The organism is Arthrobacter sp. SPT-J7, from assembly GCF_059089965.1.
Genome location: NZ_JBNHFF010000002.1, coordinates 340619 through 364985, shown reverse-complemented (window position 1 = coordinate 364985; position 24367 = coordinate 340619). Strand labels below are relative to the sequence as shown.

General features: G+C 67.2%; 26 protein-coding genes and 1 pseudogene. 18 read left to right on the top strand and 9 right to left on the bottom strand.

Annotation, left to right across the window (positions count from 1 at the left end; translation table 11 throughout):
* Window positions 1-25 precede the first annotated feature (25 nt).
* From cpaB to AC5RWX_RS04505, 3 genes are all read right to left on the bottom strand, one after another.
* Entirely contained in the window at window positions 26-697 is a 672-nt protein-coding gene (cpaB, locus tag AC5RWX_RS04515; protein ID WP_493940030.1) for a Flp pilus assembly protein CpaB, read from the bottom strand.
* A 118-nt stretch (window positions 698-815) separates the two neighbouring features.
* The gene (locus AC5RWX_RS04510) at window positions 816-1127 is read right to left on the bottom strand and encodes an FmdB family zinc ribbon protein (RefSeq protein WP_493940029.1); all 312 of its coding nucleotides are present in this window, start codon (window positions 1125-1127) and stop codon (window positions 816-818) included.
* A gap of 82 nt (window positions 1128-1209) precedes the next feature.
* Window positions 1210-1833, bottom strand: coding sequence for a 5-formyltetrahydrofolate cyclo-ligase (locus AC5RWX_RS04505; RefSeq protein ID WP_493940028.1), 624 nt, complete (start codon window positions 1831-1833; stop codon window positions 1210-1212).
* 68 nt (window positions 1834-1901) lie between these two features.
* Between AC5RWX_RS04505 and galU the strand changes: the two genes are divergently transcribed.
* The 4 genes from galU (at window position 1902) to AC5RWX_RS04485 (ending at window position 5822) form a co-directional block, all read left to right on the top strand.
* Window positions 1902-2804: a UTP--glucose-1-phosphate uridylyltransferase GalU gene (gene galU, locus AC5RWX_RS04500; RefSeq protein WP_493940027.1), complete on the top strand. Its 903-nt coding sequence runs from the start codon at window positions 1902-1904 to the stop codon at window positions 2802-2804.
* Between the two features lie 27 nt (window positions 2805-2831).
* Window positions 2832-3467, top strand: coding sequence for a GNAT family N-acetyltransferase (locus AC5RWX_RS04495; protein WP_493940026.1), 636 nt, complete (start codon window positions 2832-2834; stop codon window positions 3465-3467).
* An 81-nt stretch (window positions 3468-3548) separates the two neighbouring features.
* Window positions 3549-4514, top strand: a complete 966-nt coding sequence (locus AC5RWX_RS04490; RefSeq protein WP_493940025.1) for a hypothetical protein — start codon at window positions 3549-3551, stop codon at window positions 4512-4514.
* 102 nt (window positions 4515-4616) lie between these two features.
* On the top strand, window positions 4617-5822 hold the full coding sequence (locus AC5RWX_RS04485; protein ID WP_493940024.1) for an aminoglycoside phosphotransferase family protein: 1206 nt from the start codon (window positions 4617-4619) through the stop codon (window positions 5820-5822).
* Between the two features lie 73 nt (window positions 5823-5895).
* On the opposite strand, the gene AC5RWX_RS04480 is transcribed toward AC5RWX_RS04485, so the two are convergent.
* On the bottom strand, window positions 5896-7638 hold the full coding sequence (locus AC5RWX_RS04480; RefSeq protein WP_493940023.1) for a tetratricopeptide repeat protein: 1743 nt from the start codon (window positions 7636-7638) through the stop codon (window positions 5896-5898).
* Window positions 7639-7836: 198 nt separating this feature from the next.
* Here AC5RWX_RS04480 and AC5RWX_RS04475 point away from each other — a divergent pair, with 198 nt between their 5' ends.
* The 8 genes from AC5RWX_RS04475 (at window position 7837) to AC5RWX_RS04440 (ending at window position 15504) form a co-directional block, all read left to right on the top strand.
* Window positions 7837-8292, top strand: a complete 456-nt coding sequence (locus tag AC5RWX_RS04475) for an NUDIX hydrolase (protein WP_493940022.1) — start codon at window positions 7837-7839, stop codon at window positions 8290-8292.
* Window positions 8293-8472: 180 nt separating this feature from the next.
* A complete protein-coding gene (rsgA, locus tag AC5RWX_RS04470) occupies window positions 8473-9585 on the top strand; it encodes a ribosome small subunit-dependent GTPase A (RefSeq protein ID WP_493940021.1) in 1113 nt (370 codons plus the stop codon).
* A 140-nt stretch (window positions 9586-9725) separates the two neighbouring features.
* Window positions 9726-10787, top strand: coding sequence for an ABC transporter ATP-binding protein (locus tag AC5RWX_RS04465; protein ID WP_493940107.1), 1062 nt, complete (start codon window positions 9726-9728; stop codon window positions 10785-10787).
* The gene (locus AC5RWX_RS04460) at window positions 10787-11557 is read left to right on the top strand and encodes an ABC transporter permease (RefSeq protein ID WP_493940020.1); all 771 of its coding nucleotides are present in this window, start codon (window positions 10787-10789) and stop codon (window positions 11555-11557) included. The genes AC5RWX_RS04465 and AC5RWX_RS04460 overlap by 1 nt, the downstream gene beginning before the upstream one ends.
* Window positions 11554-12273 carry an ABC transporter permease gene (locus AC5RWX_RS04455; RefSeq protein WP_493940019.1) on the top strand — a complete coding sequence of 240 codons (720 nt, stop codon included), beginning with the start codon at window positions 11554-11556 and terminating at the stop codon, window positions 12271-12273. The genes AC5RWX_RS04460 and AC5RWX_RS04455 overlap by 4 nt, the downstream gene beginning before the upstream one ends.
* A gap of 10 nt (window positions 12274-12283) precedes the next feature.
* Window positions 12284-13267 carry an ABC transporter substrate-binding protein gene (locus AC5RWX_RS04450; RefSeq protein WP_493940018.1) on the top strand — a complete coding sequence of 328 codons (984 nt, stop codon included), beginning with the start codon at window positions 12284-12286 and terminating at the stop codon, window positions 13265-13267.
* 73 nt (window positions 13268-13340) lie between these two features.
* A complete protein-coding gene (locus AC5RWX_RS04445) occupies window positions 13341-14555 on the top strand; it encodes a pyridoxal phosphate-dependent aminotransferase (RefSeq protein WP_493940017.1) in 1215 nt (404 codons plus the stop codon).
* 88 nt (window positions 14556-14643) lie between these two features.
* Window positions 14644-15504 carry a polyphosphate kinase 2 family protein gene (locus AC5RWX_RS04440; RefSeq protein WP_493940016.1) on the top strand — a complete coding sequence of 287 codons (861 nt, stop codon included), beginning with the start codon at window positions 14644-14646 and terminating at the stop codon, window positions 15502-15504.
* 70 nt (window positions 15505-15574) lie between these two features.
* Here the strand turns inward: AC5RWX_RS04440 and AC5RWX_RS04435 are convergent, their stop codons facing one another.
* Together AC5RWX_RS04435 and xseA are read right to left on the bottom strand one after the other, a co-directional pair.
* Window positions 15575-15859 (bottom strand): exodeoxyribonuclease VII small subunit, encoded by a 285-nt coding sequence (locus tag AC5RWX_RS04435; RefSeq protein ID WP_493940015.1) that lies wholly within the window; start codon window positions 15857-15859, stop codon window positions 15575-15577.
* Between the two features lie 61 nt (window positions 15860-15920).
* Entirely contained in the window at window positions 15921-17177 is a 1257-nt protein-coding gene (xseA, locus tag AC5RWX_RS04430) for an exodeoxyribonuclease VII large subunit (RefSeq protein WP_493940014.1), read from the bottom strand.
* Window positions 17178-17349: 172 nt separating this feature from the next.
* Here xseA and AC5RWX_RS04425 point away from each other — a divergent pair, with 172 nt between their 5' ends.
* Together AC5RWX_RS04425 and AC5RWX_RS04420 are read left to right on the top strand one after the other, a co-directional pair.
* Window positions 17350-18192 carry a hypothetical protein gene (locus AC5RWX_RS04425; protein ID WP_494097040.1) on the top strand — a complete coding sequence of 281 codons (843 nt, stop codon included), beginning with the start codon at window positions 17350-17352 and terminating at the stop codon, window positions 18190-18192.
* A 9-nt stretch (window positions 18193-18201) separates the two neighbouring features.
* Entirely contained in the window at window positions 18202-19287 is a 1086-nt protein-coding gene (locus AC5RWX_RS04420; protein ID WP_493940012.1) for a 4-hydroxy-3-methylbut-2-enyl diphosphate reductase, read from the top strand.
* 88 nt (window positions 19288-19375) lie between these two features.
* Here AC5RWX_RS04420 and AC5RWX_RS04415 read toward each other — a convergent pair whose 3' ends face one another.
* Window positions 19376-20587, bottom strand: coding sequence for a DNA recombination protein RmuC (locus AC5RWX_RS04415; protein ID WP_493940011.1), 1212 nt, complete (start codon window positions 20585-20587; stop codon window positions 19376-19378).
* Between the two features lie 78 nt (window positions 20588-20665).
* On the opposite strand from AC5RWX_RS04415, the gene ychF reads away from it, so the two are divergent.
* The 4 genes from ychF to AC5RWX_RS04395 all read left to right on the top strand — a co-directional run bounded on the left by ychF (window position 20666) and on the right by AC5RWX_RS04395 (window position 23162).
* A complete protein-coding gene (gene ychF / locus AC5RWX_RS04410; protein WP_493943549.1) occupies window positions 20666-21751 on the top strand; it encodes a redox-regulated ATPase YchF in 1086 nt (361 codons plus the stop codon).
* Entirely contained in the window at window positions 21744-22103 is a 360-nt protein-coding gene (locus tag AC5RWX_RS04405) for a zinc ribbon domain-containing protein YjdM (RefSeq protein WP_494097039.1), read from the top strand. The genes ychF and AC5RWX_RS04405 overlap by 8 nt, the downstream gene beginning before the upstream one ends.
* A 300-nt stretch (window positions 22104-22403) precedes the next feature.
* A complete protein-coding gene (locus tag AC5RWX_RS04400; protein WP_494097038.1) occupies window positions 22404-22871 on the top strand; it encodes a hypothetical protein in 468 nt (155 codons plus the stop codon).
* 54 nt (window positions 22872-22925) lie between these two features.
* A complete protein-coding gene (locus AC5RWX_RS04395) occupies window positions 22926-23162 on the top strand; it encodes a hypothetical protein (protein ID WP_493942339.1) in 237 nt (78 codons plus the stop codon).
* Between the two features lie 70 nt (window positions 23163-23232).
* On the opposite strand, the pseudogene AC5RWX_RS04390 reads toward AC5RWX_RS04395, so the two are convergent.
* Both AC5RWX_RS04390 and AC5RWX_RS04385 read right to left on the bottom strand, forming a co-directional pair.
* A pseudogene (locus AC5RWX_RS04390) lies at window positions 23233-23363 on the bottom strand (IS110 family transposase); the annotation flags it as partial.
* A gap of 266 nt (window positions 23364-23629) precedes the next feature.
* The gene (locus AC5RWX_RS04385; RefSeq protein ID WP_494097037.1) at window positions 23630-24214 is read right to left on the bottom strand and encodes a DapH/DapD/GlmU-related protein; all 585 of its coding nucleotides are present in this window, start codon (window positions 24212-24214) and stop codon (window positions 23630-23632) included.
* Between the last annotated feature and the right edge of the window lie 153 nt (window positions 24215-24367).

Genomic DNA, 24367 nt, shown 5'->3' with positions numbered 1-24367 from the left:
GGAACTGGCATCCCCAAACGGGCTGTCAGCCGACCAGCACCAGGAAGATGTTCCCGCGGCTGGAAGCGCCCGCCAAGCTGGTGGCGTCCGACGGCGCTGCAGCCACCACCACCAGCCCGTCGGGTTCGGCTGAGCCGAGCAGCGTCGGCGAGGCACCGCCGTCGTCGGCCTTCCACAGCACCGGAACGGCACGCGCCAAGACCGTCGATTCCGCCGGCTCCTCGAAACCGTTGCCGCTGCTGAGGACGATGTCCACCAACTGGCCGGGCGAGACCAGCTGGACGGTGGAGGGGTCTGCGGGTCGGACCGGCACAGCGACCGTCCCCTGGGGCGCCCCGGCCAGCAGGCCCGGCCCGACGATTGACGTGTCGAAGACCGGAGCGCCTGCCCGCAGGGCGGTGGCCAGGCGCTGGCCGACCAGCGGCACGGCGCTGTCTGCGGTTCCGTCCGGAACGGCACCCGCCGGCAAATCGGCCAGTGCGAGGTCGCCCGCGGACAAGACGGTGCCGGCCGGCAGATCCGCCGCGGCCACCACCACGGTGTCAGTGGGCGCCGGCGCGGGGGTGAACTGGTGGACCACCAAGGCAGCGGCAGCACAGAGCAGCAATGCGGCTATCAAGCGGTAGTGCCGGCGGAGCAGCCGCCGCGGCATCACGGCGAGGCGGGCAGTGCGGGTGGTCGCTGCGGCATGGGGCATGCGGCCACGTTAGAACGGGCAGCCAGGGCGACGGCAGCAGGCAGCAGAACTCTGTGGACACAGCGCCGCCACTGCTGCGATGTGTAGGAGAGACGGCAGGTCGCCGTCCGCATGCTGACTAACTGGCGGCTGCGGCGGGTGCCGGAGCCGCGGCTGCGGCAGGCTTGGCCGGTTCGGCGGCAGCCGGCTTGGCGGCCTCTGTGCCGCCGGTGGAACCGGAGGATGCCGCGGGAACGGAGCTGGCCTTGGCGGCGTCGCGGGAGTCGGTGCGGTAGAAGCCGGAGCCCTTGAAGACGACACCCACGCTGTTGAACTTTTTGCGCAGGTTGCCGCCGCATTCGGGGCAGACGGTCAGCGAATCGTCGCTAAAGGACTGCTGGATATCGAAGGCGTGGGTGCAGTCTTTGCAGGCGTAGGCGTACGTGGGCACTGTGGTTCCTCCTGAAAACTCGGCCTGGAGCAGAACAGTGCCCGTTACAGAAGTTGGCACTCAAATGCTCCGAGTGCCAATTCTACACCGTCCGGCTACTGAACCACGTCCAGCCGTCCGGGGTAACCGCGCCATCCAGGGGTGCATCGAGTGCGGTGAACTCGAAGGTGCCGGGGGCCACCACTTCGTCGGAGTAGAAAAGGCCCACGATCATCGCCCGGTCGGCGCCGTCAGGGAGCGAGGCCAGAAACCGGTCATAGTAGCCGCCGCCTTGGCCCATCCGGTTGCCCCCGGAGTCTACGGCCAAGCCGGGAATCAGCACCAACGGCAGTCCTGCCATGATCTCCGGCCCGAAGCGCTCTCCAACGGGCTCGTCCACCCAGGCCCGGGGGCTGCGTGCCAACTCCACGCCGGTGAACCAGCGGGCCCAGCTGAGCCGGTAGCCGGGTTCACAAATGGGGACTACTACGTCATAGCCGGCGTCCTCCAAGGCGGGCAGCAGCGCCCGGGTGGACGGTTCTGAACCGACGGAGATGTATGCCGGAATGGTGGTCCCGGCCGGAATCTTCAGCCGCTGCAGTCCGTCCAGCACTTGCTGCGCGAAAGCACTTCCGGCGCGCAGCCGTTCCTCGGCGGGGCGCTCGCTGCGGCGGGTGCGGAAGAACTCACGCGCCGTCTCCTTGTCCATGCGGATCTGCTTCTCCATGGCCGCCATCGTAATTCCTTTCCCCGCAAATCGGCTTGCTGCGCAGCTTCGTTCGGTACTCTGAAGATATGACGTCTCATCGTGCGGTACGCAAAGCAGTCATTCCGGCCGCCGGCCTGGGAACCCGTTTCCTGCCCGCCACCAAGGCAATGCCTAAGGAGATGCTGCCGGTAGTGGACAAGCCGGCCATCCAATACGTGGTCGAAGAAGCCGTCCGCGCCAACCTCAGCGACGTCATGGTGATCACCGGACGCAACAAGCGGCCGCTGGAGGACCACTTTGACCGGGTCCCCAACATTGAGCAGATCCTGGAGGAGAAGGGCGATTTCGAAAAGCTCGCCGCCGTTCGGGCTGCCTCGGAACTGGCGGACATCCACTATTTGCGCCAAGGGGACCCGCTGGGACTTGGCCACGCAGTGCTGCGGGCGCGCCAGCACGTGGGCCACGAGCCGTTCGCGGTTCTGCTCGGCGACGACCTGATCGACGAACGCGACAACCTGCTGACCCAGATGATCGAGGTCCAGCAGCAGACCGGCGGTTCCGTGGTCGCCCTGATGGAAGTGGACCCGGCACAAATCAGTGCCTATGGTTGCGCCGACATCACCCCGGTGGGGGACGGCAGCTACGTGCGGATCAACGAACTGGTGGAGAAGCCTTCGCCGGGCGAAGCGCCGTCCAACCTGGCCGTCATCGGCCGCTATGTGCTGCACCCGGATGTTTTCGACGTGCTGGAGGACACGAAGCCGGGCCGCGGCGGCGAAATCCAGTTGACGGATGCCCTGGAAGTCCTGGCCGGCCGGGAGGGCGAGGGCGGCGGCGTCTATGGCGTGGTCTTTACCGGCCGCCGTTACGACACCGGCGACAAGCTCAGCTATCTCAAGGCAGTGGTGACGATAGCCTCCGAACGGGAGGATATCGGCACGGAACTGCGGGGCTGGCTGAAGGAATTCGTCGACGGTTCCTGCGACTGAGCACTGCTCGACCGCAAAGAGCTTCACATGGTTTATGGCGCGGCGATCTGGCCGGCGACTCTCGAGTGCGGAGATTTGTCGCTGCGCCCCATCCGCTACCGGGACAGGCACGAGTGGATGGCGGTGCGGCGCCGCAATGCACGGTGGCTGGAGCCGTGGGAGGCCTCGAATCCGGCTCCGGGCGGCTATTTGCCCGGCTTTTCCGAGATGGTCCGCTCGCTCAGGCACCAGGCACGCCTGGCGATGGCCCTGCCCTGGGTCATCACCGAGCTGCAGCAAGGAAAGCCCAAGCCGGCGCTCATCGGTCAGCTCACGGTCTCCAGCATCACCTGGGGGTCTGCGAGGTCCGCGACCTTGGGTTACTGGGTGGACGAGGCCTGCGCCGGCCGGGGAATAGCGCCGACGGCGGTGGCGATGGCTACCGACCATTGTTTCCAGACACTGGGGCTGCATCGGATGGAGATCAATATCCGGCCGGAGAACCGGGCCAGCCTCCGCGTGGTGGAGAAGCTCGGATTCCGGGACGAGGGCCTGCGCCCGCGGTACCTGCACATCAATGGCGCGTGGGCAGACCACCGCAGCTTTGCGCTCACCGCCGAGGAAGTTCCCGGCGGCCTGCTGGCCCGCTGGCAGGAGTACGGAGACGTCGGGCTGGCACCATAAAGCAGCGCAGGGCGGAATCGTTATCCGACACACCGGGAAGAATGCCGCATCCGGCATGCTTGAGCTCCTACGGTTTTGAGGGTGGACATTCAGAGCTCTGTGATCTTGGCGGTCATCGTTGGGCTGTGGTTTGTCTGGGTAGGACCGTACCTGCTCCGCGGAGGATTCCGTCCCGCGATGGCTGAACCGGCGCCGGGGCACGCAGCAGCACCACTCGTTTCAATACCCGCAACCGCCTCCAGCGGCAACCAGGGGATCATCATGGAATACAACGCACAGCCGGCACCGTCGACGTTATCGCCCGTGCAGCAGCCCTCCCGGCAGCCCGCCGGGCAGCCCGAGTTCCGGATCCGCTACGGCCGGACCGCGCTGGCACTGACCGGAGCGGCGGCCCTTGTGGTTTTCGTCGCCGGTGGTGCCCTTGCCCTGGCCGGCGCAGCTCCAGGCCAGATCCCTGGCTTCGCGCTGCTGGCGGCCATCGCCGTCGTTGTCATTTTGCGCTCGCTGGCCATCCGCGACCGCAAAAACCGCGCGGCGGCACGTGCAGCCAGGGCCGCCCGCACAGCGTCGGCATCGCACGCGCCCGGCATGAGGACTCCCAGCCGGCCCACCCAGCTGTTCGATGGTGCCGCCGCCGACGCCGAGGCGACGCCGGAAGCCGCACCGGCAGCACCGGCTCCGCTGACGGCCGCCGAGCTGCGCGAGCAAGCGTTGAAGGTGGCCGCAGAAGCCGGCGACACCGTTGCCCCGGCCCGGCCGTCCGGAACCCCCTGGCAGCCCGTGGACGTACCCAAACCGACCTATGTTGCCGCCGCCAAGGCCAACCGTCCGGCTCCCGCCCCGCTCCCGGCCCCCGAGGTCAAGAAGCCGCAGCAAAAGACATCCATCAAGCAGACGGTGGCACAGCGGAGCGAAGAGGCAGCGGCCCAGCGGTCTGCGGAGGCGCAGCACACCGAGGAAGCCGCTGCGACGGCCGAGGCCTCCGGCCAAGCGTCCGCCGCCAGCCGGCTGAACCTGGACGACGTGTTGCAGCGCCGCCGGGCCTGACCTGCCCCAGATGTGACTGCGGCTCGCCCACCAGGGCGGGCCGCAGTGCTTTCTGCTCCGCAAGGCCGGGCAGTGGCGGCCGCAATGGTGTGGAATGGACACATGGACGCACCGCATCAGGAGTTGATGGCCACGGAGACCGCCGGCATCGATGTGCTGGAAAGCCCGGGGATGCGCGAGCCGCTGGAACTGGCAGTGGCCAAGCTCGGCACCGTCGAGTCCTGGCGGTTGGCGAAACTTCAGCACCGTCCGGGGGCCGGTGCCACTGGCATCTACACCGTTCGGCTCCGGGAGGCCGATGGCGGCGAACGGACGGAGTACGTCTGCATCACCACGGCGGCGGTACCCGAATGCGGGCTGCCGCTGGTGCGCCATGACAGCGAAACCGTCCCGCTGACCGCCTGGCTGTACCCGTCCGACCCGGTGCTGGCCGGACTGCCCGCTGCCTGCGACCCGGCCGCGGTGGGGCGCAGCGTGTTCGGCGGGGGAGAGGCGGAGCTGAGGATGGTCAGCTACCGACCGCTGCGCCGGGCCGTGCTGGAAGCTGTGCAGGGTGGCCGCAAGGTCTTCCTCAAGGTAGTCCGGCCGGACCGGGCCGCCCAGCTGCTTCGCCGGCATCAATTGCTCACCGACGCAGGCCTGCCTGTTCCCACCGCCACTGCAGGCCCGGCGGACGGCGTGGTGGTGCTGTCGGAGGCGAAGGGAACTCCCTTGGCCCGGGCCATCATGAACGACGGCGCGGCGGCGCTGGCGCCGGAAACCTTGCTTGACCTGTTGAAGTCCCTGCCGGCCGGCGTATTGGAGCTCTCGCGGCGTCCGGCCTGGGCCGAGCGCGCCGCCGACTACGCCAAGGCGGCGGCAGCGGTGCTTCCCGACGAGCAGGACCGGATTTTTGCCCTGGCCGGCCGGGTGGAAGAGCTGCTGGCCGCCACGGATGCCGGCCCTGTGGTCCCCTCCCACGGGGACTTTTACGAGGCCAACCTGCTGGTGGACGGCGGGCGGATCACCGGCCTGATGGACGTGGACTCGCTGGGCCCGGGCCACCTGGTGGACGACCTGGCCTGTTTCCTTGGGCACCTGGCCGTGCTGCCAGCGGTTCACGCCGGCTATGTGCATGTGCCGGCAGCCCTGAAGCGCTTCGCTGCGGTGTTCGACACCGTGGTTGACCCTGCCGGGCTGCGCGGCCGGGCCGCCGGCGTGGCACTGTCGCTGGTGGCCGGGGCCAAGACCGCGGGGGAGGGGAACGGCTGGCAGCAGGATGCCCGGCAGCGGCTCGCCATCGCCGAGGGGCTGGCCGCCGACGCCTGACTCCGCCGCCGGCGGGGCGGCGCGGGAACGGACCGGCGCAACCGCCGCCAGCTGCCGCCGTCGGTCGGTGCCGTCAATCGGTGGCGTCGGCCGCGGCGTCCGCAGCGCGGCGGGCGATGTCCGCTTCCACCGTCCTGCCAAGGTCGTCGAGCGCAGAGGCCAGCCCCAGATAGGCGGCGACGCGAAGCGTGCGGCCGACGTCGGGCTCCTGCAGCACCAGTTTGAACATCGGCACCGCGTCGTCGGCCCGGCCCATCTCGGCCAGAACGTGTGCGGCGAACAGTTCGGAATTGCCCGCCGAGGCCGCGTCGTCTGCGGCCGAGTAGAGGTCAGCGGCGTGCAGCGCCGCCGAGACCGCCCCGGTGCCGTCCTCCAGCGCCCACAGTCCCCGCGCCCGTGTGTCGCTGTAGTCCGCCTCGTACCAATGTGCCCCGTACTCGCGGGCCAGGCCGATCGCCTCGTCCAGGGCGCTCAGGCCGTCCGGGTCGCCGGACTCGCACAGCGCGTGGCCGAGGGCATGCAGGGCCTGTGGCAGCGCGGCGTCGTCGTCCTCGGCTTTGCGGGCGGCGGCTACCGCCGCTTCAAAGCAGACCAGCGCGTCCTTTTCGCGGTCCTCCCGGGACAGCAGCGTGCCGGTTGCCAGCAGGCCGCGGGCTGCCTCGCCGTATTCACCGCCGTGGCTGAATTCGGCCACCGCGCGGCGCCAGCAATCCAGCGCCTCGGCAGTGCGTCCGGCATGCCGGTGGGCGTGGCCCATGCTCATCAGGGCGCGGGCCACCTGCGGGTGCGGTGCCTTGGTCTGCTCCAGCCTCTGAAGCAGCTTGGACAGCACCTCGCCAGCGAGCTCATACTCTTCCGCCTCCAACAGCTGGTTTCCCAGGGCAAGCCGCAGGGTCAGCTCTTCCTGGACTTCACCGCGCTCAGCCTGCGCCACGGCCGCCTGCCAGGCCAGCACGGAGTCTTCATAGTCGCCCATCCCTGCACACAGTCGGGCCAGCACCACCGCCGCACTGATAGCGCCCTTGCGCACGCCGGCTGCCGCGTAGAGTTCCAGCGCCGTCAGCGCTTCCTCCAGCCCGGCCGCGCCCTCGCCGCCGGCCGCATTGGCCTTCAGCAGCCACATGCTGGCGGTGGTGGCGCGGTTTCCGGGCAAGGCCAGCATCCGGTCGGCGGCCGCCGTGGCCCGTTCCGGCTGGTCGGCCTGCAGGTACGTGTTGGCCAGATACATCAGGGCGCCGGACAGGCTGTCGGTCCGGCCGGCGCGTTCGTAACCGGCCACCGCCTCCTCCAGCAGAGCGATCGCCCGCTTCGCCTCACCCCGCCGGGAACGGACGACGGCGATGGCCAGCTGGACGTCCGACCGCACCGAGGCCGGGGCGTGGCTATCCATCAGGTGGGCCAGTTCGGCCTCCAGCAGCGGGAGGTCGTCGTCGCCGGCCTCGCGGAACAGGACCATTCCCAGCCGTTCACCCGCGGCAGCTTCTGCCGCCAGTCCGTTGCTCCGCAGCAGGTCAATCCGTGCCTGCAGATATTCAAGGGCCTGCCACTGGTCACCGGCCAGCTGGTCGAGCGCAATCAGCACCGAGTACAGGCCCAGCCGGACGTCCAGATCGGCGTCGGAGGACCGGGCCAGCCCGGCCTCTGCCAACGCCCGGGCGCTGGCATGGTTTTCCGCATAGGCGGCCTCATAGGCGCGGTCCAAACAGTCCCGCGCGGCCGCAGGGAACCGTGCAGGATCCGGCCCGGCGTTCTCCAGCACGGCGCGTAGTCGGTCGGCGATCAGGCCGCGAGGCATGGTGGCCGCGGAGTCAGGCACGGCGGCCCCGCTTCCGCAGCGCAGTGCCGAGGAACCTGGTTGCCCGATTGCCCATGATCTCAGTTCTAGCTGTCAACGGAGGTCGGCGCAATGCCCCTCCGGCCGCCCGTCGGGCCGGTGCCCAAGCTGCCGCGCAGCGGCATCCACGCCCGTTGGCCCGGGCCCGCCGCGCTATACCCGCCGCCCTACACTGAAGGGATGGAATTCGATACGCGGGTGGCCGCCTACGGCGTGATCGTCGCCGATGGAGCTGTGCTGCTGGCCCGCTGGACCGGTGGCGGCTGGCCCCGGTGGACGCTGCCCGGCGGCGGCCTGGAGTACGGAGAAGACGCCGCAACCGGCGCGGTCCGGGAGATCCGCGAGGAGACGGGCTATTCCGCCGAGCTCCAGCGGCTGCTGGGCGTGGACAGCAAACACATCCCGGCTGAGAAACGGCTGCATGGGACCCGCCCGCTGCACGCCTTCCGGGTGATCTACGCAGCCAGCGTGATCGACGGCGAGCTCAAAGACGAGGCCGACGGCTCCACCGATCTGGCACGGTGGATTCCGCTCCACCGCGTCCCGTCGCTGGACCGCCTCGACCTGGTGGATCTGGGCCTGCGGCTCCTGTTTCCGGACGGTGTGCCGACAACTGATTCCGCAAACGACCGCTGAGCGCTATGCTGGTCCGGTTGCCGGGCCGTGCCCGCCGGGACTATTCGAGGAGGTGGATCTGATGACCGTCATTGCCGCAGATGTCGATGCCGTCTCCAGCCCCGCCTCCTGCCACCGCTCCAGCCGCGGCTAGCAGCCGGAACATCCGGTCCGGAGGCCTCAGTCCCCGAGGTAACCGTCGTGACCGACCAATCCACACCGCATTCTCTGCTGCACAGCTACGGCTACACCGAACGCATTGCCGCTCTGTTCAGCAACCAGTTTCCTAATTCCACGCTCCGCCCAGCCCGGGTGGTGCGCACCGACCGAGGCCGTGTCCTGCTGGCGGCCGACAGCGGGCTGCTGCATCTGGCCACCGCGGGGCTGCCGCAGCAGCCGGCCACTGGCGACTGGGTGGCGTACCACGGCGACCGCCCGGCTTCCGCGGGCGGCCCTGCCATCGCCGGGCTGCTGCGTCGGTTGTCCGCCCTGTCCCGCAAGCAGGCCTACGATCCGCTCTCGGCCGAACAGATCCTGGCCGCCAACATGGACCTGATCGGCGTCGTGGTGCCCTTCGACCGGCCGCTTTCGGCGAACCGGCTGGAACGGACCCTGGTGGCCGTGTGGGATTCGGGCGCGGTGCCGCTGGTGATCCTGACCAAAGCGGACCTCAGCGGCGCGCATGACGATGTCGCCGCCCAGATCGTGGAGCAGGCCGCCGGCACCGAGGTCCTGACAACCAGCGCGGAAACCGGCGACGGAATAGATGCCTTGGCCGGGCACCTGGGCCCGGGCCGGTCCATGGCGCTGCTTGGACCGTCCGGTGCGGGAAAGTCCAGTCTGATCAACGCGCTGGCGGGCCGGGACGCACAGGACGCCGGGGCAGTCCGCGCCGGCGACGGCAAGGGCCGCCATACCACCACGGCGCGTGAACTCATTCCGCTGCCCAACGGCGCCGTGCTGATGGACACCCCCGGCATCCGAGGCTTCGCCCTCTGGGATGCCGAGGATGGGCTCGGGACGGTGTTCGCCGATATCGAAGACCTGGCTTCCCACTGCCGGTTCAACGACTGCGCCCACGATGCCGAGCCCGGCTGTGCCGTCCGGCAGGCGCTCGCCGACGGCAGCCTGGAGCGGCGGCGCTGGGACAGCTACCGGAAAATGCAACGCGAACTGGTCAGCCTGCATCTGCGCCAAAACCGGGCGGCACAGCGGCACACCGGCCGGCAGTTCGCCAAGCTGGCCAAGGCGGCCGCGCAAGCCAAGGACTACCGGGGTCGGCGGGAACCACGTGCAGGCGGGCCGCGGAGGTGATTAGACTCAGAGCCAGCACTTCTGCGGGCCCGCCGGCCGCAGGATCTCCCCACGGAAGGTTCAGCATGACCGAGCCCATACAGACAAGTGCCCTTCCGGCTGACCAGCGGACCGCCGTCGCCACGGCCGGGGAAGGCCCGATGGTGGAGTTCCGCAAAGTCACGAAGACCTACGCCGGACAGCCGGCCGTCCATGACCTGACACTGGACATTGAACGCGGCTCGATCACCGTCTTCGTGGGTCCCTCCGGCTGCGGTAAAACCACCTCGCTTCGGATGATCAACCGGATGGTAGAGCCAACCGCTGGTTCCGTACTGGTGGACGGCCAGGATGTCTCCGCCCAGCCCGCCGCGGCCCTGCGCCGGTCCATGGGGTACGTCATGCAGTCGTCCGGGCTGCTGCCGCACCGCACCGTACTGGATAACGTTGCCACCGTGCCGCGGCTCAACGGAGTGCGCCGCGGCGCCGCCCGGAAACGCGCCGAAGAGTTGCTCGCCGTCGTCGGGCTGGCGCAGGAGCTGGGCAACCGCTACCCGGCCCAACTCTCCGGCGGCCAGCAGCAGCGGGTCGGGGTCGCCCGGGCGCTCGCGGCCGATCCGCCCATCCTGCTGATGGACGAGCCGTTCAGCGCGGTGGATCCGGTGGTCCGCGCCGAGCTGCAGCAGGAATTGCTGCGGCTCCAACAGCACCTGGCCAAAACCATCGTGTTCGTCACGCACGACATCGACGAAGCGACGATCTTGGGCGACAAGCTGGCCGTCTTCGCCACCGGCGGGCGGCTGGCGCAGTTCGGCACGCCGGAGGAAGTGCTGCGGGCCCCGGTGGACGAATTTGTTGCCGGCTTCGTCGGCCGGGACCGCGGTTTCCGCTCGTTGTCCTTCGCCGACGCCGCCGGCCTGACCCTGATGCCGGCCACCACCGCCAGCGCAGACCGCATTGCCGAAGCGCCACAGGAGGGCTGGCTGCTGTTGACCAACGACGGCGGCGGACCGGCGGGCTGGCTTCCTCCCGGCCAGCGGGACCCGGCGAAGGCACTGATCGGGGGATCGCTGTTCACACTCGGCTCCAGCCTCCGGCAGGCGCTGGACGCGGCGCTGTCCTCTCCGTCCGGGGCGGGGGTAGCCGTCGACGCCGATGGCCGTGTGGCTGGCCTGATCGACCCATCCGCCGTGCTGCAGCGGCTGCAGACGGACGGCAGCTGATGGAGTGGTTTCTGGCGAACCTGCCCTACGTGATGGAGTTGACCTGGCTCCACCTGTTCCAGTCTGTTCTCCCGCTGGTGCTTGGGCTGGTGGCGTCGCTGCCGCTGGGTTATCTGGCCTGGCGGATCCACGCTGTCCGCGGGCTGATCCTGTCACTTTCCTCGGTGCTGTACACCATTCCCTCGCTGGCCCTGTTCGTGATTCTGCCCGTCATTCTGGGCACCGGCATCCTGGAGATGTCCAACCTGATCATTGCGCTGACCGTGTACACCGTGGCGCTGCTGGTCCGCGCGGTGGTTGACGCGCTGGAGTCCGTGGACGACGGCATCCGGCAAGCCGCCGCGGCCATGGGCTACCGGCCGGTGCGTCGGTTCTTCCAGGTCGATCTGCCGCTGTGCATTCCGGTGCTGGTGGCCGGTCTGCGGGTGGTGTCGGTGAGCAACATATCGGTGGCCAGCGTGGGGGCCCTGATCGGCGTCCCGAACCTCGGTTTCCTGTTCACCGACGGACTGCTGCGCAACTTCATGACCGAGATCGTGGTCGGCATTCTGATGACCCTGGTGCTGGCGGCGCTGATGGACCTTGTGTTGGTGGCGCTGGAACGAGTCCTCACACCGTGGCTGCGCCGGCGCAAAGGTGCCGGAGAGTCCACGGCGCGCACCGCAGGCGAGCCCGGTACCGGGTCGGAAACCGGCGGTGTGACGGCGGCACAGCATCGGATCGGCCCGGAGCAACGGCCCGATGCTGCCCAGACGGCGGTGCGCGGATGAACCTCTTCGAGCTGACAGGGGCATGGTTCGTCGATCCGGCCAACTGGACCGGACCGGCAGGCATTCCGGCCAGGCTGGCCGAGCACTTGTTCTACAGCGGCCTGACCCTGGTGATCGCCGCGGCCATAGCCGTGCCGCTGGGACTGTACGTCGGCCACACCGGAAGGGGGCGCATCGCCGTCGTCGGGCTGGCCAGCGGGATGCGGGCGCTGCCAACGCTGGGCCTGCTGACCCTGTTCGTCACCGTGATGGGCCTGGGTTTGATGCCGCCGATCTACGCCCTGGTGATCCTGGCCATCCCGCCGCTGCTGGCGGGCGCCTATTCCGGGATCGCTGCCGTCGACCGGCCGCTGGTGGACGCCGCACGGGCGATGGGCATGACCGAATGGCAGGTATTGTTCCGTGCCGAAATGCCCAACGCGCTGCCGGTCATGCTCGGCGGGCTGCGTGGCGCGGTGCTGCAGGTCATCGCCACGGTCTCCATCGTTGCCTACATTAATCTGGGCGGCTTCGGCCGCTATCTGATCGACGGGCTTGCCGTCCGCGACCCGGTACGGCTCTTTGCCGGCGCCCTGCTGATCGCTGCGCTGGCACTGGTGGCCGACGCCGTGTTGGCCGTGGTGCAGAAAATCGCCGTATCGCCCGGCGTGCGCGGCGCCCCCTCCGGGCCCGAAGGCAGGACAAGTAAGGTTGGAGCAGCCAGTGCCGGCAGATGAGGAGACAAGCATGAATAAGCAGCCCCGGATCAACGCACACGCCCAAGGGAAGAACAGGGCCCCGGCCGCCCGGCGGAGCGTGCTCGCGGCAGGAACCGCCGCCCTGGCGCTGCTGCTGGCGGCCTGCGGCGGCGGATCGAATCCACTGCAGGAGGGGACACCGGCATCGGAGGGAAGCGCCGGCGGATCCCTGGTGGTCGGTTCCAGCGGCGGCACGGAAAGCCAGATCATCGCCGAAATCTACGCGGGTGCACTGACGGCCGCCGGCTACGACGTCAGCACGAAGCCTGGCATCGGCTCACGCGAGGTGTACGTGAAGGCCGTCGAGGAAGGATCCGTGGACGTCATTCCGGATTACAGCGGGAACCTGCTGCTGTTCCTGGACTCCGGCGCGACGGCGGCCTCCGCCAAGGACGTCATGGCGGCGCTGCCGGCGGCCCTGCCCGAGGGACTCGGCGTACTGGACCCGGCCTCGGCGGAGAGCAAGGACGCCATGGTGGTGACCAAGGCAACCGCGGAGAAACACAAGCTGACCTCGATCGAAGACATGGCCCCGGTCTGCCGCGATCTGGTGATCGGCGCCAATCCGGAATTCGCCGAGCGCGAATACGGCCTGCCGGGACTGAAGAAGCACTACAACTGCGTGCCCAAGTCCTTCGAACCGATTAACGATTACGGCGGGCCGACCACGCTCAGCGCGCTGATCACCGACAAGATCCAGGTGGCCGATATCTACACCACCACCCCCTCCATCGAGGACAACGACTTGGTGGTGCTTGAGGACCCGAAGAATAACTTCATCGCCCAGCAGGTGCTGCCGCTGGTCCGCACCGAGTCGGTGGACGACAAGGCAGCCAAGGTGCTCAACGAAGTCTCGGCGGCGTTGACCACCGAGGACCTGATTGACCTCAACCGGCAGGTCAGCGGGGACGAGAAACGCAACCCGGCCGACGCGGCAGCCGATTGGCTGAGCAAGAAGGGCCTGTCCGACTAAGGCTTTGCAGGGAGTTCCCGCACGCGCCGCTCCGGTCACCGGGGCGGCGCGTGCGGTGTGCGAAGATTTTTGAATGGCCGAGTTCAAGCAGTCCAATAAGCTCCACAACGTTCTCTACGACATCCGCGGTCCGCTCCTCGAGCACGCGCAGCGGATGGAGGCCGAAGGCCAGCGCATCCTCAAGCTGAACATCGGCAACCCTGCGCCGTTCGGATTCGAGGCGCCGGACGCCATTTTGGTGGACGTGATCCGCAACCTGCCCACGGCGCAGGGCTACAGCGATTCTCGCGGCATTTTCTCCGCCCGGACTGCCGTGTCGCAGTACTACCAGACGCGCGGCATCCAGGAGATCGGCGTCGACGACGTCTACCTGGGCAACGGGGTCAGCGAGCTCATCACGATGAGCCTGCAGGCGCTGCTGAACAACGGCGACGAGGTGCTCATCCCGGCACCCGACTATCCGCTCTGGACTGCCTCGGTGTCGTTGGCCGGCGGCCATCCGGTGCACTATCTCTGTGTTGAGGAAGAGGGCTGGCTGCCCGACCTGGAGGATATGGAACGGAAGATCACCCCCAACACCAAGGGGATTGTGATCATCAACCCGAACAACCCCACGGGTGCCGTCTATCCGAAGCACATCCTCGAGGGCATGCTGGAACTGGCGCGCAAGCACAATCTGGTGGTGTTCTCCGACGAGATCTACGAGAAAATCCTGTACGAAGATGCCGAACATGTGAACACGGCGCTGCTGGCCGACGATGTGCTGGTCCTGACGTTCAGCGGGCTGTCCAAGGCCTACCGGGTGTGCGGCTTCCGCAGCGGCTGGATGGCCTTCTCCGGGCCCAAGCATCTGGCCGCGGACTACATCGAAGGCATCAACCTGCTCACGAACATGCGGCTGTGCGCCAATGTGCCGGCCCAGCATGCCATCCAGACCGCGTTGGGCGGACACCAGAGCATCAACGACCTGATCCTGCCCGGCGGCAGGCTGCTGGAGCAGCGCAACAAGGCCTATGAGCTGCTGAACGCCATCCCCGGAGTCAGCACTCAGCAGGCCAAGGGAGCGCTCTACCTGTTCCCGAAGCTGGACCCGGAAGTCTATCCGATCAAGGACGATGAGCAATTCGCCTTGGACCTGCTCAAACAGCAGAAAATCCTGATCTCGCACGGCCGGGCGTTCAACTGGACGCAGCCGGACCACTTCCGCTTGGTCACGTTGCCGAACGTGGACGTCTTGACCGAAGCGGTCGGGCGGATCGAGGAGTTCCTGGCCGGGTACCGGCAGTAACTGCCGCACCGCCGTAGCCGCCCTGCCCGCGGTTGGGTAGGCTTTCCCCACTGCGCGCCACGTGTGATCTGCCGAATGGAGGACGAGGGTGGAAGCGACTCTTGTGCCGGTGTTTTCGCAGGATCCATCGGAGCTGCTGCGCGTCGGACCGGATTTTGATCTGGCTGCCGTTGACACCGGCGCCACCCCCGGTTTCAGCGGCGGAAAGGCTGAGGGCAAAGCCTTGCTCGCAGCGTCCGACCGCCGCCTCTCCGAACTGCAGGAACGGCTCTTTGCGCAGAGCCGCGGCGGGGCCAGGGAGTCTGTCCTGCTGGTGCTGCAAGGCATGGATACCTCCGGCAAAGGCGGGATAGTACGGCATGTGGTGGGAGCGGCCGATCCCCAGGGGGTGTCCCACCATGCGTTTAAGGCTCCGACGCCGGAAGAGCTGCAGCACGATTTTCTCTGGCGGGTGGAGCGGGAGTTGCCCGGACCCGGCCTGATCGGGGTTTTCGACCGGTCGCACTATGAAGACGTGCTTATCCACCGGGTGCACGGGCTCTCGTCCCGCGAGGTGGTGGAGGCCAGATACGGCCAGATCACCGACTTCGAATCAACGGTGGCTGACAGAGGCATCCGGCTAGTCAAGGTCATGCTGCATCTGGGCAAGGCCGAACAGGGCAAACGACTGTTCAAGCGGCTGGACCGGGCGGACAAGTACTGGAAGTACGACCCGGGGGATGTGGACGAACGCCGCCTCTGGGACGAGTACCAGCGGGCCTATCAGGTGATGCTGGACCGCACCAGCACCGCCGAGGCACCGTGGTTCGTCGTGCCCGCGGACAACAAGTGGTACGCCCGGATTGCGGTGCAGGAGCTGCTGCTGCAGGCGTTGGAAAGCATCGACCCGCAGTGGCCGCCGGCCCATTTCGACGTCGCCGCGGAAAAGGCCCGGCTGGCCGACTCGTAGCAGCGCCGCGGCCAACAGGCAGAGGCAGGCGCCCGCTGTGGCTGACCCTCCTTCGCGCTTCCGGGACGGGCTAGTTCGGGGTAACCGGGGAAATCGGCGACGCCGGAGTGCCTGGACTGACCGGTGTTTGCCCGGCGTTGGTCGCGCTGCGGGCGGCGTCCAACCGTTGCCGCGCGCCCTCCAGCCAGGCCTCGCAGCGGGCGGCCAGCGCTTCGCCGCGTTCCCACAGGGCCAGGGACTGCTCCAGGCTGGCGCCGCCTGCTTCCAGTTGGCTGACAACGGCTACCAGTTCTTCGCGTGCCTGTTCATAGGACAGGGACGCAACATCGGCCGGCGTTGCTGGCTGCTCTGTCATCGGGTTCTCACTTTCGGTGCAGGTCATTATGTCGAGGGCTGTTGAGGTTGCGGCAGCGACGTCAGGGGAGTGTTTCGGCGGCGACCTCGCCCACCGCGAGGCGGAGGCGCAGCCGGGTACCGGCGGGAGCGTCGGCCGCATTGCGCAGCACGTGGCCATCCGGCAGTTGGGCCACGGCATAGCCACGGTCCAACGTGTTCTGAGGTGAAAGCGCACGTACCTGCGCTTTGAGATGGGCAATCCGGTCCGCATCCCGGTGCACGGCCGAGGAGACTGCTTGGTGGGCCCGTGAGATGAGCCGGTGGAGGTCCTCCGCCCGGACATCCACCATGCCGGCAGGATTTGCCATCACCGGACGGCTGCGCAGCGTCGCCAGCCGGTCGGACTCACGATGGATGAGTTGCTCCACCCGCCGGGCCAGCATCGCACGGGCCTGGCCGATGCGGTGCAGTTCCTCACTGACTTCCGGGACAATGCGCTTGGCAGCATCCGTGGGCGTCGAGGCGCGCAGGTCCGCAACGTCATCCAGCAGCGGGCGATCTGCTTCGTGTCCGATGGCACTGACAACCGGGGTGGCTGCCGCGGCCACCGCGCGAACCAGGTCTTCGTTGCTGAAGGGCAGCAGATCTTCCAGGGATCCGCCACCGCGGGCGATGACGATGACATCCACGTCCTGGCGGGCGTCGAGCTCCGCAAGCGCCCGCATCACCTGCGCCACCGCGTTGACGCCCTGGACGGCAACCTCGCGCACTTCGAATTCGACGGCCGGCCAGCGCAGCGAGGCATTCCGGATGACGTCCTTCATGGCATCGGAATCCCGGCCGGTGATGAGGCCGATGCGGTGCGGCAGCAGCGGCAGCCGCTGCTTGCGCGACGGGTCGAACAGGCCTTCGGCGGCCAGCGCCCGGCGCAGCCGCTCCAGCCTCACCAGCAAATCGCCGAGGCCCACAGGCCGGATATCGCGGGTCTGCATGGTCAGTCGTCCGGTCTTGATGTACAGGTCCGGCTTGATCTGCGCCACCACGCGCGACCCCGGTTCCAACGGCATCTCCAGGCGTGCCATCACGCTTCCCCAGACCACCAGGCTGAAGGATGCTTCGGCGTCGGTGTCGCGCAGGGTCAGATAGGTCGTTGAGTTGCGCCGGTTAAGCTCTATGACCTGGCCCTCCACCCAGGTGGGCGGCACACGGTCGATGTGCATCTTGAGCTTCTGCGACAGCATCCGCAGCGGCCACGGGTTCTCCGCTGTCGTTTGGTTGGCAGTCGGGGGCAGGGTCGACTTCCCGGTGTCCGCTCCTTGGACCCCGCCTGACTCCATGAATTGCCCCCTCCGGCAGTGTGCTTCGGTGTGCTTCCGGCGGCTGCCGAAGACTCTACATTCTTACCAGCTATCCCCGTCATTCGGATTTCTCTGTTGTACTAGGTGCACACCGCGCAGGCCCGTACGGCACTGCCGAATCACGTGGTGGAAGCCGAGGACGGAGGAAGCAGTGCGCGTATTGCTGGCCATTCTGAGCGGGGTCCTGGCTGTGCTCCTCGCTGGTGCGGCACTCTGCGGGGCCTGGGCAAACCAGCGAGTGTTCGACCGCGATGGCTTCGTGTCGCTGGCTGCCCCGCTGGGCAACGATGCCGAATTCCGTACCGCGCTTGCCTCCGCTGTGACCGAGGAAGTGGCCGGAAGCGCAGACCTGCCAGCGGGTCTGCGGGACTTGGTGCGCCCCGTCGTGGAGCGGACCGCCGGGGCGCTCTCCGAGCTGGATGGTTTTCCGCGAGCGCTGAATGAAACCCTGGCCAATTCGCACAGCCTGACGTTTTCCGGCAAGACGGGGTCCGAAGCCGGGTTCACCTTGGATATTGCACCCATGGTGGGCCTGGCAGTTAAGCGGGTAGCGGGCGCTTTCGGCGCCAATCTTCCGGTCCCGGACCGAGTGCTGGTCCCGCTGGGCTCCACCCAGACCGCGGCGCAGCTGGCTTTTTGGCAGGGCCTGGCCGCGCAGTGGTGGGTAGCGGCGCTGGCTGCGGCCGCCGCGCTGGTGCTGATGCTGTTGGCCGCCCGCCGCAAGACCACGGCACTGGCTTGGGCCGGTATTGGCGCGGCACTGCTGGGCGGGATCCTCTGGCTGGCGGCCGTGCAGATGCCGCCTGTCGCCGCGGGCGCGGCGGGCCACAGCGAGCTTGCCGCCACGTTCGCGGGGAAGCTGGCTGCCTTGGCCGTGGCCGATTTCCGCCCGTGGGCTGCCGTTTTTGCCGGCGCAGGACTGGTGGTTGCCGTGGCCGGCTTCACCCTGCGGGCGTTGCTGGGCGGGGACCGGCGGAACAAGGCCACGGGCTAGCATAGAGGCATGGCCAGTACAGCAGTTTCCCTTTCCATGCCTACCGTTCCCCGCAAGCGACGTACTCCTGATGAGATCGCGTCAGCCAAGCCCGTGGACGGCGACAAGAAGGTGCTGCTGGCAGCTCCCCGCGGATACTGTGCCGGCGTGGACCGTGCAGTGATCGCCGTTGAAAAGGCGCTTGAGCACTACGGTCCGCCGGTGTACGTGCGCAAGCAAATCGTCCACAACGTGCACGTGGTGTCCACGTTGGAGGAGAAGGGCGCCATCTTCGTTGAAGAGACGGATGAAGTTCCCGAAGGGGCGCTGGTCGTCTTCTCGGCGCACGGCGTCAGCCCGGCCGTGGTGCAGTCTGCTGCGGACCGGCAGTTGCGCACCATTGATGCCACCTGCCCCCTGGTCACGAAGGTGCACCGCGAGGCGGTGCGCTTCGCCCGCGACGGCAACGAGATCCTGCTGATTGGTCACGAGGGGCACGAGGAAGTCGAAGGGACCTACGGCGAGGCACCCGACCACACCACCATCGTGAACAACCCGGACGAGGCGCGAACTGTGGAGGTGCGCGACCCGAACAAGCTGATCTGGCTCTCGCAGACGACGCTGTCCGTAGACGAGACATTGGAGATCGTCTCGATCCTGCGCGAACGCTTCCCGGCGCTGCAGGATCCGCCCAGCGATGACATCTGCTACGCCACCTCCAACCGCCAGGCAGCGATCAAGAAGATTGCTCCGCAGTCGGACTTGGTGATTGTGGTTGGCTCCGCGAACTCTTCCAACTCGGTCCGGCTGGTGGAGGTCGCGTTGGAATACGGCGCCAAAGCGGCCTACCGGGTGGACTTCGCCAACCAGGTGGATGAGTCCTGGTTCGAGGGCGTGGCCAGCGTCGGCGTGACCTCGGGCGCCTCCGTGCCGGAGGTGCTGGTGCGCGAGGTCCTGAGCCTGCTGGCCGACTATGGCTACGGCGAGGTGGAGGAAATCGTCACCGCCCAAGAGGACATTCTGTTCTCGCTGCCGAAGGAACTGCGTGCCACGCTCAAGGAACGCGGCGATGAATCCCGCGGTCTCGGCGGCAGGGTCGCCCGCCCGACCAGCTGAGGCCGACCGACCGGCCAACTGTGCCCGGCGGGCGGTGTCCCCGGGCTGAGCTGCCCGGGACACCGCCCGGCGGGGCGGAACCGGCGCGTTAAGCGGCTGGATCCCTGTTTTCGATCAGCTCCGGGGCCGACAGCAGCCGGGGCGTATTTTCCAGGGCTGCCGGTGCCGCGGGTTCCTCCAGCACCGTAGCGTCGAAGGCATTGATCTTCCGGGCGGTCGGCAGCACCCTCGACTCCAAGGTCCCGACAAACGAGTTGTACCGCTCCACCGAGCTCTTCAGCGATGAACCCAGCCGCGTGACATGCTCGCCCAGCGTTCCGAGCCGCTCGTAAAGCTGACGGGACAGGTCGAATATTTCACGGGCGTTGTCCTTGAGGACTTCCTGCCGCCAGGTAAACGCCACCGACTTCAGCGTGGCCAGCAGCGAGACGGGGGAGACCAAGGCAACGCTGCGGGCAAAGGCGTGGTCCAGCAGGCCCGGATCAGCATGCAGGGCGGCGGACAGCACCGCTTCCGAGGGCAGGAAGCACAGCACCAATTCCGGTGAGGCCTGCAGTTGCTCCCAATACTTCCGACCCGCCAGGGCATCTACGTGGCCGCGCACCGCCTTGGCATGCGCGGCCAGCAGATCCGCACGATGCTGCTGTTCGGCGGCCGATGCCGCCGCAGGGATCTCCTGGGCCTGCAGGTAGGCCCGCAGCGGCACCTTGGCGTCCGCCACGATGGTCTTTCCGCCGGGCAGCCGGATCAGCATGTCCGGGCGGCCGGTCCGGTCCGCGCCGGCCAGATGGACCTGCTCGTCAAAATCCACATGGGGAAGCATGCCCGCTGCCTCCACGACGCGGCGCAGCTGCACTTCGCCCCACTGGCCGCGGGCTGAGTTGGACTGCAACGCGGAGGCAAGCGTCTGCGTGGAACGCATCAGCGCCTCGTCGCTTTGCTGGGCTGCGCGCAGCTGCTCGGCCAGCTGGCCAAACTGCTCCACCCGGTCGCGTTCCAGCAGGCTGACCTGCTGCTGGACCAGCTTGAGTTTCTCGCCGACCGGGATCAGGGCGCGGAGCACTGTGTTTTCTTGCTCATCCTGGGCGGAGAGCTGCCTGTTCTGCTCGGCGAGCATCCGGCGCTCCGCCTCCACCCCCGCAAGGCGGGCCGAGAGCTCTGCCAGCCGGTCGCCGTCGTGCTTGGAAGCGTCCTGCAGATCCGCCACGCGGCGGCGGAAAAGGACAGCCACGGCCAGAGCCCCGGCCGCGGCGCCAACGAACAAGGCCAGAAGTGCGAGAAGTACATGCGAAGCATCCATGCCTTCACGATGCCAGCTGCCTCGGACAAAACAGCGAACGCCGGTCCTTGTGTCCCGGTCACGGTATCCTTGACTACCGTGGCTCTAACTATTGGCATTGTCGGACTGCCCAACGTCGGCAAATCAACCCTCTTCAACGCGCTGACCCGCAACAACGTGCTCGCGGCTAACTATCCGTTCGCCACCATCGAGCCGAACGTCGGCGTGGTTTCGTTGCCTGACCCCCGGCTGGAACAGCTGGCAGGGATCTTCGGGTCGCAGCGGATCCTTCCGGCGACCGTGTCCTTCGTGGACATCGCCGGCATCGTCAAGGGCGCGTCCGAAGGTGAAGGACTGGGCAACCAGTTCCTGGCCAACATCCGCGAAGCGCAGGCAATAGCCCAGGTCATCCGCGTCTTCGACGACCCCGATGTAGTGCACGTGGACGGCAAGGTGGATCCGCGCTCGGACATGGAGACGATCAACACCGAGCTGATCCTGGCCGACCTGCAGACCCTGGAGAAGGCCATTCCCCGGGTGGAGAAGGAAGTCAAGATCAAGAAGCGCGACGCCGCCGAGCTGGCTGCCATGCAGGCGGCCCAGGCGGTGCTGGAGCGCGGCGACACGGTTTTCGCTTCGGTGGAGAGCGACAAGCTGGACGTGGAGAACCTCAAGGAACTGAGCCTGCTCACCGCCAAGCCGTTCATCTACGTGTTCAACGTGGACGACGCCGTGCTGGCCAGCCCGGAACGCCAGGCCGAACTGCGCGCGCTGGTGGAGCCAGCCGACTGCGTCTTCCTGGATGCCAAGCTGGAAGCGGACCTCGTGGAACTGGACGAGGAAGAAGCCCGCGAGATGCTGGAGATGAACGGCCAGGACGAATCCGGGCTGGACCAGTTGGCACGCGTTGGCTTCCACACCCTGGGCCTGCAGACCTACCTGACGGCGGGGCCGAAGGAAGCGCGCGCCTGGACCATCAACCGGGGCGATACCGCGCCGCAGGCCGCCGGTGTCATCCACTCGGACTTCCAGCGGGGCTTCATTAAGGCCGAAGTGGTCTCGTTCGCCGATCTGGTGGACGCAGGCTCCATGGCCGAGGCCAAGTCCCGCGGCAAGGTGCGGATCGAAGGCAAAGACTACGTGATGGCCGACGGCGACGTGGTGGAATTCCGCTTCAATGTCTGACGGTCTGCCGGCTTGCCCGGAGTGCCGCGAGGCGTTCACCTACGAGCAGGGCGCCTTGCTGGTGTGCCCGATGTGCGGCCACGAATGGCCAAAAGACGCGGCCGAGACCACGACGCCGGAGGCCGCTTCGATCAAGGATGCCGTTGGCAATGTGCTCGCCGACGGCGACACGGTCACGGTCGCCAAGGACCTCAAGGTCAAGGGCGCCGGTGGCGGTGTCGTGAAGGTCGGCACGAAGGTACGCGGCATCAGGCTCATTGAGGACGGCGTGGGCGATCACGACATCGATGCGACCGTTCCCGGGTTTGGCCGGATGCAACTGAAGTCCAGCGTGGTGAAAAAGGTCCTCTAACCTGAGGGCATTCCCAATGGACAGGGGTTTCGTCGTCGACGAGCCCGTTCACAACTGGATCAACTAGGTCCAATCGACGCATCGTAACCTGTGCCATGCATTATGTGATGCCCAGCAGAGAAATCCTCGAGAGCTCCCCAGCGCGTTCAAACTGAAGGTTCAAGGCAAGTAGAGAAGCTCCTCTGGCAGGGGGCCCGCGGCCCAGGCGGCCTTGTTCCGCTTGGGCCGCCATCACCTCGCGGCCTTGCCGCGGCTCCGTCGGCACGCCGGTCCGGGCGCCGGGCGGGCGTACCCTGAGATATGACGACTCATTATGTCCGGGGTGCCTCCATTAGCAGTGCGGCGTCCCGGGTGGAAATCCAGGACATGCTCACCGGGTACGGTGCCACCGGATTCCGCTGCGGCTGGGAGGAGGGCAGGGCGGCCATCGCTTTCACCGCCGGTAATCGTCAGTTCCGCTTCGTCCTCGCCCTTCCCGGTTCGGCCGATCTGGCCGGCTCGGCGGGTGATCCGCTGCAGCCGCGGAGGCCGGGGACGGGCACCAAGTCCCCGGAGGAAGCGGCCCGCCGGTGCTGGCACAGGCTGGCCCTGCTAATCCGGGCGAAGCTGGAGGCCGTGGACTCGGGGATCGTCACCTTCGATCAGGAGTTCCTGGCCTACATGGTCCTGCCCGGCGGGGGCACCGTTTTCCAGGACGCGGCACCGGCCATCGGCACCGCCTATGCCACCGGGGTCCGGGCCGGACTTCTTGGTCAGGGCGGCAGATAACCAGGGCCGGGCCGGCAGTTCCTTAGCGTCAATCCATTAGGCAGGGGTAAGGGCATGAACGAGTCCGAGGCATCACTGGTTATCAAGGCCGGGGCGGAACTGCTTCGCACGGCATCCTCCGATCCCCGGTCCAATGAAGGCTACCCGGCGGTGAAAGCCAATGTCGCCACGGCCTTGGACAACCTAGCGGAAGCACTTCATAATTTTGAGGCCGCTGTTGGCACAGTTGGCCGCTCCACCGGCTGGGTCCAGGACCTGAACCGGCTAGCAGATGACCTAAGGGACAAATAAAGAGCCCGGCATCGGATGGAGATCTTGAGGATGGTCCTATGCGCCTTGTCAAGCAATTGAGGTTGACTTTGGGCTCGTAAAGGGCCATTTCCCTGAGCATGAAATCAGGGTGTTGCTGCGGCGGCTGGCGAGGGCGATCAGGGCCTGGCTGTGCCGTTTGTCCACGGTCCGTTTCCGGTCGTAGGACGTCTTGGAAGACGGCCCTGATCCCTGACGCCGGCCGACGGTCGTGGTGAATTTCGATTCCATGTATAAGGTTTCGCTTCAGTGCGACAAGGCAGCTCAGTCGATTGAATTCGACTGAGCTGCCTTGTTATGGCGGTTTCAGCGGTGGACGCCTCCTTGCCGATCCGCATCATTAGTGCATCATTATGCGGAGGCACCGCTTCCTTGAGCGCTGCACTGGGAATGACAGCCAGTTATGGCTGAACCGGCAGCACCAGTGACGTCCCGGCACGTACAGGGAATTATCCGGCCGGCACCGTGCCCACCTGCTTCGCCGGCACACCAACGACCACTGCCCCCGCATCCACGTCCTTGGTGACGACTGCACCAGCGCCCACTACTGCTCCATCGCCGATGGTCACGCCGGGTAACACAGTCACGTTGGCCCCGAACCACACGCCCACGCCGATCACGACGCGGGCCGGATGCATGTCTGCGCGTCGGCTCGGCAACATGTCGTGGTTCAACGTCGTGATCACGGCATTGTGGCCAATGAGGGACCCATCGCCGATTTCGATACCGCCCTGGTCCTGAAAGCGGCACCCGCTGTTGACGAAAACATCAGCGCCGAAATGGATGTTCTTGCCGAAATCGGCACTGAACGGTGGGAAGAGTTGGAAGGACTCGGGGACCTCGCGTCCGGTCAACTCACTTATCAAAGCCCGTACCTCACCGGGGGAGTGGTACCGTCCGTTGAGCTCGGCGGTGATGCGCAGCGACTCTTGGCTCGCGGCATGCATAGCCTCATGGTGTGGCGATCCTCCGTGGATCGTCTCTCCCGCGTTTAATGCCGTCAGAAGGTCGTCTAGTCCACGAATTTCGGCCATGAGCCCACGATATCGTTCCCTCGGCTGCACCTGAGGCCCACCTAAAGCAATCCAACCGGATGCGCGGCCCGCGCCACAAGACATAAGTCGGTCTTGAAGTCCTAGGACGTCGCAGATGCCCGCCCCGCAGCCGGCGTCTTCACGGACTCACGC

Excerpts from the sequence above, each read along its gene's own strand:
- AC5RWX_RS04445 (WP_493940017.1), top strand. The coding sequence starts at position 13,341 with ATGGCCGAGTTCAAGCAGTCCAATAAGCTCCACAACGTTCTCTACGAC.
- xseA (WP_493940014.1), bottom strand. The coding sequence starts at position 17,177 with ATGGAGTCAGGCGGGGTCCAAGGAGCGGACACCGGGAAGTCGACCCTG.
- AC5RWX_RS04455 (WP_493940019.1), top strand. The coding sequence starts at position 11,554 with ATGAACCTCTTCGAGCTGACAGGGGCATGGTTCGTCGATCCGGCCAAC.
- AC5RWX_RS04505 (WP_493940028.1), bottom strand. The coding sequence starts at position 1,833 with ATGGAGAAGCAGATCCGCATGGACAAGGAGACGGCGCGTGAGTTCTTC.
- AC5RWX_RS04450 (WP_493940018.1), top strand. The coding sequence starts at position 12,284 with ATGAATAAGCAGCCCCGGATCAACGCACACGCCCAAGGGAAGAACAGG.
- AC5RWX_RS04385 (WP_494097037.1), bottom strand. The coding sequence starts at position 24,214 with ATGGCCGAAATTCGTGGACTAGACGACCTTCTGACGGCATTAAACGCG.
- AC5RWX_RS04415 (WP_493940011.1), bottom strand. The coding sequence starts at position 20,587 with ATGGATGCTTCGCATGTACTTCTCGCACTTCTGGCCTTGTTCGTTGGC.
- AC5RWX_RS04495 (WP_493940026.1), top strand. The coding sequence starts at position 2,832 with ATGGTTTATGGCGCGGCGATCTGGCCGGCGACTCTCGAGTGCGGAGAT.
- AC5RWX_RS04435 (WP_493940015.1), bottom strand. The coding sequence starts at position 15,859 with ATGACAGAGCAGCCAGCAACGCCGGCCGATGTTGCGTCCCTGTCCTAT.
- AC5RWX_RS04395 (WP_493942339.1), top strand. The coding sequence starts at position 22,926 with ATGAACGAGTCCGAGGCATCACTGGTTATCAAGGCCGGGGCGGAACTG.
- AC5RWX_RS04465 (WP_493940107.1), top strand. The coding sequence starts at position 9,726 with ATGGTGGAGTTCCGCAAAGTCACGAAGACCTACGCCGGACAGCCGGCC.
- cpaB (WP_493940030.1), bottom strand. The coding sequence starts at position 697 with ATGCCCCATGCCGCAGCGACCACCCGCACTGCCCGCCTCGCCGTGATG.
- galU (WP_493940027.1), top strand. The coding sequence starts at position 1,902 with ATGACGTCTCATCGTGCGGTACGCAAAGCAGTCATTCCGGCCGCCGGC.
- AC5RWX_RS04485 (WP_493940024.1), top strand. The coding sequence starts at position 4,617 with ATGGACGCACCGCATCAGGAGTTGATGGCCACGGAGACCGCCGGCATC.
- AC5RWX_RS04405 (WP_494097039.1), top strand. The coding sequence starts at position 21,744 with ATGTCTGACGGTCTGCCGGCTTGCCCGGAGTGCCGCGAGGCGTTCACC.
- AC5RWX_RS04420 (WP_493940012.1), top strand. The coding sequence starts at position 18,202 with ATGGCCAGTACAGCAGTTTCCCTTTCCATGCCTACCGTTCCCCGCAAG.
- AC5RWX_RS04460 (WP_493940020.1), top strand. The coding sequence starts at position 10,787 with ATGGAGTGGTTTCTGGCGAACCTGCCCTACGTGATGGAGTTGACCTGG.
- AC5RWX_RS04475 (WP_493940022.1), top strand. The coding sequence starts at position 7,837 with ATGGAATTCGATACGCGGGTGGCCGCCTACGGCGTGATCGTCGCCGAT.
- AC5RWX_RS04400 (WP_494097038.1), top strand. The coding sequence starts at position 22,404 with ATGACGACTCATTATGTCCGGGGTGCCTCCATTAGCAGTGCGGCGTCC.